8 protein-coding genes are annotated in these 6,079 nt (G+C 64.6%); 2 read left to right on the forward strand and 6 right to left on the reverse strand.

Going from position 1 to position 6,079, the window contains the following annotated elements; genetic code table 11:
• Positions 1-62: 62 nt before the first annotated feature.
• Positions 63-1,253: a benzoate/H(+) symporter BenE family transporter gene (locus ACO6VM_RS11180; RefSeq protein ID WP_422403252.1), complete on the reverse strand. Its 1,191-nt coding sequence runs from the start codon at positions 1,251-1,253 to the stop codon at positions 63-65.
• Positions 1,254-1,399: 146 nt separating this feature from the next.
• On the opposite strand from ACO6VM_RS11180, the gene ACO6VM_RS11185 reads away from it, so the two are divergent.
• Positions 1,400-2,002: a glutathione S-transferase family protein gene (locus ACO6VM_RS11185; protein ID WP_422403253.1), complete on the forward strand. Its 603-nt coding sequence runs from the start codon at positions 1,400-1,402 to the stop codon at positions 2,000-2,002.
• A 122-nt stretch (positions 2,003-2,124) separates the two neighbouring features.
• Here the strand turns inward: ACO6VM_RS11185 and ACO6VM_RS11190 are convergent, their stop codons facing one another.
• The 5 genes from ACO6VM_RS11190 to ACO6VM_RS11210 form a co-directional block, all read right to left on the reverse strand.
• Positions 2,125-2,490 (reverse strand): glutaredoxin family protein, encoded by a 366-nt coding sequence (locus tag ACO6VM_RS11190; RefSeq protein ID WP_401057767.1) that lies wholly within the window; start codon positions 2,488-2,490, stop codon positions 2,125-2,127.
• A gap of 76 nt (positions 2,491-2,566) precedes the next feature.
• Complete coding sequence (gene folE / locus ACO6VM_RS11195) at positions 2,567-3,112, reverse strand: GTP cyclohydrolase I FolE (protein ID WP_110992553.1); 546 nt, start codon at positions 3,110-3,112, stop codon at positions 2,567-2,569.
• A gap of 69 nt (positions 3,113-3,181) precedes the next feature.
• Positions 3,182-3,742 carry a Smr/MutS family protein gene (locus ACO6VM_RS11200; protein WP_110992554.1) on the reverse strand — a complete coding sequence of 187 codons (561 nt, stop codon included), beginning with the start codon at positions 3,740-3,742 and terminating at the stop codon, positions 3,182-3,184.
• Between the two features lie 144 nt (positions 3,743-3,886).
• Entirely contained in the window at positions 3,887-4,207 is a 321-nt protein-coding gene (locus ACO6VM_RS11205) for a hypothetical protein (RefSeq protein WP_153786914.1), read from the reverse strand.
• Positions 4,208-4,296: 89 nt separating this feature from the next.
• On the reverse strand, positions 4,297-4,887 hold the full coding sequence (locus ACO6VM_RS11210) for a cysteine hydrolase family protein (RefSeq protein ID WP_110992556.1): 591 nt from the start codon (positions 4,885-4,887) through the stop codon (positions 4,297-4,299).
• A 179-nt stretch (positions 4,888-5,066) separates the two neighbouring features.
• On the opposite strand from ACO6VM_RS11210, the gene prmB reads away from it, so the two are divergent.
• A complete protein-coding gene (gene prmB, locus ACO6VM_RS11215; protein ID WP_125463152.1) occupies positions 5,067-5,975 on the forward strand; it encodes a 50S ribosomal protein L3 N(5)-glutamine methyltransferase in 909 nt (302 codons plus the stop codon).
• The last annotated feature ends 104 nt before the right edge of the window (positions 5,976-6,079 follow it).

The following is a 6,079-nucleotide window of genomic DNA, read 5'->3' on the forward strand; positions in this document are numbered from 1 at the left end:
AGAGAAAGCCCCCCCCCACCCCCCCCTGGGTGGGGGGGTGGTCTTCCCCCGCGATAGCGTTGTCAGCCCTTGCGCGGGCTGAGGATAAGCAAGGTCAGCACCCCCGCCACAATCCCCCAGAACGCCGAGCCGATCGAGAACAGGGTGAACCCCGATGCCGTCACCATGAAGGTGATCAGTGCCGCCTCACGCTCGCGAAGCTCGCCCATGGCCACGCTCAGGCCATTCATGATCGACCCGAACAGCGCCAGCGCGGCGATCGACAGCACCAGCTCCTTGGGCAGGGCACCGAACAGCGCCGCCAGGGTGGCGCCGAAGATACCGGCGATACCGTAGAAGATCCCGCACCAGACCGCAGCGGTGTAGCGCTTGCGCGGGTCTTCATGGGCGTGCGGCCCGGTGCAGATGGCCGCGCTGATGGCCGCCAGGTTGACCCCGTGGGAACCGAACGGCGCCAGCAGCAGCGAAGCAAAGCCGGTGGCCGTGATCAGCGGCGAGGCCGGCACCTGGTAGCCATCGGCGCGCAGCACGGCGACCCCGGGCATGTTCTGCGAGGTCATCGCCACCACGAACAACGGGATGCCGATGCTGATGGTCGCCGCCAGCGAGAAGCTGGGCGTGGTCCACACCGGGGTGGCTACCTCGAGCTGGAAGCCGCTGAAGTCCAGCAGGCCCAGCGCGCCGGACAGCGCGGTGCCCACCAGCAGCGCGGCCAGCACGCAGTAACGCGGCGACAGGCGCTTGACCAGCAGGTAACTGAAGAACATGCCCAGCACCAGCACGGTACGGTGCTGGGCGGCGACGAAGATCTCGCTGCCGATCTTGAACAGGATGCCCGCCAGCAAGGCGGAGGCCAGTGACGCGGGAATGCGCCTGACCAGCCGTTCGAAGCTGCCGGTGAGCCCGCAGATCAGCACCAGCACGGCGCAGGTGATGTAGGCGCCGATGGCCTCGCCGTAGCTCACGCCTCCGAGGCTGGTGATCAGCAGTGCCGCGCCGGGCGTCGACCAGGCCACGGTGATCGGCGTGCGGTAGCGCAGCGACAGGCCGATGCTGCACACCGCCATGCCGATCGACAGCGCCCAGATCCACGACGAGATCTGCGCGCTGGTCAGGCCTGCCGCCTGGCCGGCCTGGAACATCAGCACCAGCGAGCTGGTGTAGCCGGTGAGCATGGCGATGAAACCGGCGACTACCGCCGAGGGGGAACTGTCTGCCAGCGGGCGCAGGGGCACGGTGGTGGCATCGGTCATAGGGTGAATTCCTTGTACAGGTGTAAGCATTTTTTTCAGGCTACCGTGCCATGGCTTGATCCTTGCCATACAGCAGGCATTGCATTTAGCCGTACAGTCGCCAACTATTGGCCACGGTTCTGCAACTGCGTGAAAGGGGAGGGGCGATGTACAAGGTGTATGGCGATTACCAATCGGGCAACTGCTACAAGGTCAAGCTGATGCTCAGCTTGCTGGGCCGCCCGTACGAGTGGCAGGCGGTGGACATTCTCAAGGGTGAGACCGAAACACCCGAGTTCCTGGCCATGAACCCCAATGGCAAGGTGCCGGTACTCAAGCTGGAGGATGGCGCTTGCCTGTGGGAGTCCAATGCCATCCTGAACTTCCTCGCCGATGGCAGCGAGTTCCTGCCCAGCGAGCCACGCCTGCGCACCCAGGTGCTGCAATGGCAGTTCTTCGAGCAGTACAGCCATGAGCCGTATATTGCCGTGGCGCGGTTCATCCAGTTCTACCTGGGGCTGCCGGACGAGCGACTGGAGGAATACAAGGGGCTGCACAAGGGCGGTTACAAGGCGCTCAAGGTGATGAACAAGCAGCTGGAGATGACGCCGTACCTGGTAGGCGACCAGTATTCGATTGCCGACGTGGCGTTGTATGCCTACACCCATGTGGCGCACCAGGGCGGGTTTGATCTTTCTGCCTATCCGGCAGTGCAAGCCTGGCTAGAGCGCGTGGCCAGCCATCCGCGCCATGTGCCGATGGTGGATTGAGTTGAGTTATCGCGGGGGGCAACCGCTCCCCCGGCTGGTTGGGCAGGGGGCGGGAGTGCCAACCCCTCCCTTTGGTGTGGTCGCCGTCCCCCCCCCCCCCCCCCCCCCCTGGCCTGTAGCCTCTAAGCGAAGCGCTTGTCCAGGTAGGCAATGATGTCCTTGGACTCATACATCCAGGTCACCTTGTCGCCTTCTTCGATGCGCAGGCATGGCACCTTCACCCGGCCACCGCCTTCGAGCAGCGCCTGGCGGTGCTGGGCATCGTTCTTGGCGTCACGCAGCGCCACCGGCACGTTGAGGCGGTGCAGGGTACGGCGGGTTTTTACGCAGAACGGGCAGGCGTGGAACTGGTACAGGGCAAGGCCCTTGGCGTCCTGTTCAACGCGCGCCTGGGCCGAGGCATCACGCTTCTTCTTGGCCGGGCGGCTGATCCAGTCGCCGAACACGATGAGCTGGCCGAGGCCGACCCGCAGGGCTTTGACGATCATGACTGACTCCTGATCTGGTTGAGGCGCACAAAACAAAAAGCCGACCCCTGGGGGTCGGCTGCGGATCATAGGCCGATCACTTGATCAGGCTGAGGAACTCGCTGCGGGTGGCGGCGTTATCACGGAACTCGCCGAGCATCACCGAGGTGAGCATGGTGGAGTTCTGCTTCTCGACACCGCGCATCATCATGCACATGTGCTTGGCTTCGATGACCACGGCCACGCCGGCGGCACCGGTGACCTGTTGCACGGCCTCGGCGATCTGGCGGCTGAGGTTTTCCTGGATCTGCAGGCGACGGGCGAACATGTCGACGATGCGCGCCACTTTCGACAGGCCCAGTACCTTGCCCTTGGGCAGGTAGGCGACATGAGCCTTGCCGATGAACGGCAGCATGTGGTGTTCGCACATCGAATACAGCTCGATGTCCCGGACCAGCACCATTTCGCTGTTGTCGGAGCTGAACAGCGCGTTGTTGGTGACTTCTTCCAGGGTCTGCTCATAACCGCGGCAAAGGTACTTCATGGCCTTTGCAGCCCGCTTGGGCGTGTCGAGCAGGCCCTCGCGGGAGACGTCCTCACCCAGTTGGCTGAGGATCTCGGTGTAGTTCTGTTCCAGGGACATGGATCTACCTGTGGAAAATTTCGCAAAGGCGAAGGGTACGGCGGCGGCGGCGCTGCTGCAAGCGCGATGTCACTCGTCGCGGCCTTCGAGCATGGTTCGCTTGAGCATGACATACACCGCGCCAGTACCACCGTGGCGGGCCTGGCACGAGGCGAAGCCGAGCACCTGCGGGTGCTGGCGCAGCCAGGTGTTGACGTGGCTCTTGATCATCGGGCGCTTGCCGTCGATACGCGCGGCCTTGCCGTGGGTGACGCGCACGCAGCGTACTTCCAGCTTGGTGGCCTCGGCGATGAAGTCCCAGAGGATCTCGCGGGCTTTCTCCACACTCATGCCGTGCAGGTCGAGGCTGCCCTCGAAGGCGATCTGGCCGAGCTTGAGCTTGCGGATCTGGCCTTCCTGCACGCCGTCGCGGCGCCACATCAGCTCGTCTTCGGCGCCGACGTCGATGACGAACTGATCGGACAGTCCGTCGACCACCAGTGGCTGGTCGCTGCGGATGGTCGCCGCCTGGCGCAGGCCGGCCAGTTGCTTGCGATCGGCCTTGGCTTTGCCGACTTCGGCGCGGTCGTGCTTGATCTGCTTGACCCCGCGCACTTCGCTGCGGAAGAGGGAAAAATCGTCGTCTTGCATGGTGCCTCCACGTGGGCGGCGTAGTTTACGCGAGTGGGGCAGGGTTGTGTTGCCTTCGCCGACGCCATCGCGGGGTATGCCCGCTCCCACGGCCTATAGCGTGGGAGCGGCGGTGCGCCGATGCGACTTGCCCCGCGATGGGGGTCAATCGTGCTTTTTCATCAAATGCGGCGACAGGTTCAGCTCGCGCCCGCGGCGCAGGCGAATACGGCTGCGGCGCCAGAAGCGCACGCCGACATACAGCAGCAACAGCCCGACCACCGTCAGTATGGCCGCGAGCGGGCGGTTGGCATTGAGTTCGGCGAGGGCAGGGTAGTTGCCCAGCAGGCCGGCGATGCCGGCCATGGCGAGCAGGATGCCCAGGGTGGCCAGCAGGACGGAGAAGGCGGCGGCCAGGCGCGCGCCCCAGTTGCGCGGCTCGCGCTGGCGTAGGCGTCTGGCATCGAAACTGCCTTTGAGCTTCATTCGAATTCCTCGGGATCTGGTGTCGCTGATCCGGGTTTCGACCTGCTGCCCGCCCTTGGGTTCCGCCCGTCCGCCGGGCGGTGCCTGGCTCAGACCAGGCTGGCGGTAGGGGCCACGCAGGCGAAGTTGTCGGCCATCACGGCCATCTCGCACTGATGGATCTGTGCGGCCGGGATGACCCCGTCCTTGAAGGCCAGGTCACGGGTCGCCGAGGCATCTTCCACCAGGGTGCAACGATAACCATAGTCCTTGGCGCGGCGTACGGTGGTGCTGACGCTGGAGTGGCTCATGAAACCGCAGACGATCAGGTCCAGGTGACCGAGCTCCTGCAGCGTTTCGTGCAGCTTGGTGTTCTTGAAGGCGTTGGGCATGCGCTTTTCGATGATGGTTTCACCGGCCAGCGGCTCCAGGCCCGGGATGAACTCGCCGCGCGCGCCCTGCGGGTCGAACAGGCCGCCGACAGTGCCCAGGTGGCGAACGTGGATGATCGGGCGCCCGGCCTTGCGGGCAGCGTCGAGCAACCGGGCGATGTTGGCCACGGCCTCGTCCATGCCCGACAGCGCCAACGGACCGCTCAGGTACTCCTTTTGCGCGTCGATGACGATCAGGCTGGCTTGGCCCAGCTTTGCCGGCGGGTAGTCGCGGCCGCTGAGGCGGAACATCGTGGTTGGAACGGACATCAAGGGCTCCTTGGGTAGGGCTTTTGTGTACCTATTCTCCCTTGCCTTGGCGCCAATGTGAATGGTTGACATTGCAGGCGGCATGATTACTGGCCTGTGGCTACCCAATCGGCTATCGGAGAGAGCTTTTGTGTGGTGTGGGCTGTTAGACTTTTGGCCTGTCTGAAAAGGAGTCGTCCGTGATCACATCCCGCCTGCGCACCCTGCGCGACCATATCCGCTGGGCGGTCAGCCGCTTCCATGAGCATGAGCTGTTTTTCGGCCATGGTGCCGACAATGCCTGGGACGAGGCCCGCCTGCTGGTGCTCGGCGCCGTGCACCTGCCGTGGGAGGTGGCCGACAGCTACCTGGACTGCCAACTCGAGGACGACGAGCGGGTGCGCCTGATGCACTTGCTCAAGCGCCGTATCGAAGAGCGGGTACCGACCGCCTACCTGCTGGGCGAGGCGTGGTTCTGCGGTATGTCGTTCATCGTCGATGAGCGTGTGCTGGTGCCGCGTTCACCGATTGGCGAGCTGATCGAAAAACGCTTCGAGCCGTGGCTGGCGGCGGAACCTGCGCGCATCCTCGACCTGTGCACCGGCTCCGGTTGCATCGGCATCGTCGCTGCCGAGGTGTTCCAGGAGGCTGAGGTGGTGCTGGGCGACCTGTCCTTCGACGCCCTGGAAGTGGCCAACCAGAACATCGAGCGACACGGGCTGGATACGCGGGTCTACACCGTGCAGGGTGATGGCTTCGCCGGCCTGCCGGGGCAGCGCTTCGACCTGATCCTGTCGAACCCGCCATACGTCGACTCGGAAGACTTCGCCGACATGCCGGCCGAATACCACCACGAACCCGAACTGGGCCTGGCCTGCGGCAACGACGGCCTGGACCTGGTGCGGCGCATGCTCGCCGAGGCGGCTGACCACCTGACCGAGAAAGGTTTGCTGATTGTCGAAGTGGGCAACAGCCAGGTGCATGTCGAGGCGTTGTACCCCGAGGTGGACTTTGCCTGGCTGGAGTTCGAGCGCGGCGGGCACGGGGTGTTCATGCTGACTGCCGAGCAGTGCCGGCAGCATCAGGAGCTGTTCGCTTCGCGGGTTTGATCGGCATTCGCTGATCTGGGGCTGCTGTGCAGCCCTTTCGCGGCACAAGGCCGCTCCTACAGGAGACCGCGTAACTCTGTAGGAGCGGCCTTGTGCCGCGATAG

It is taken from the genome of Pseudomonas sp. GZD-209, assembly GCF_049310485.1.
GTDB lineage: Bacteria > Pseudomonadota > Gammaproteobacteria > Pseudomonadales > Pseudomonadaceae > Aquipseudomonas > Aquipseudomonas sichuanensis.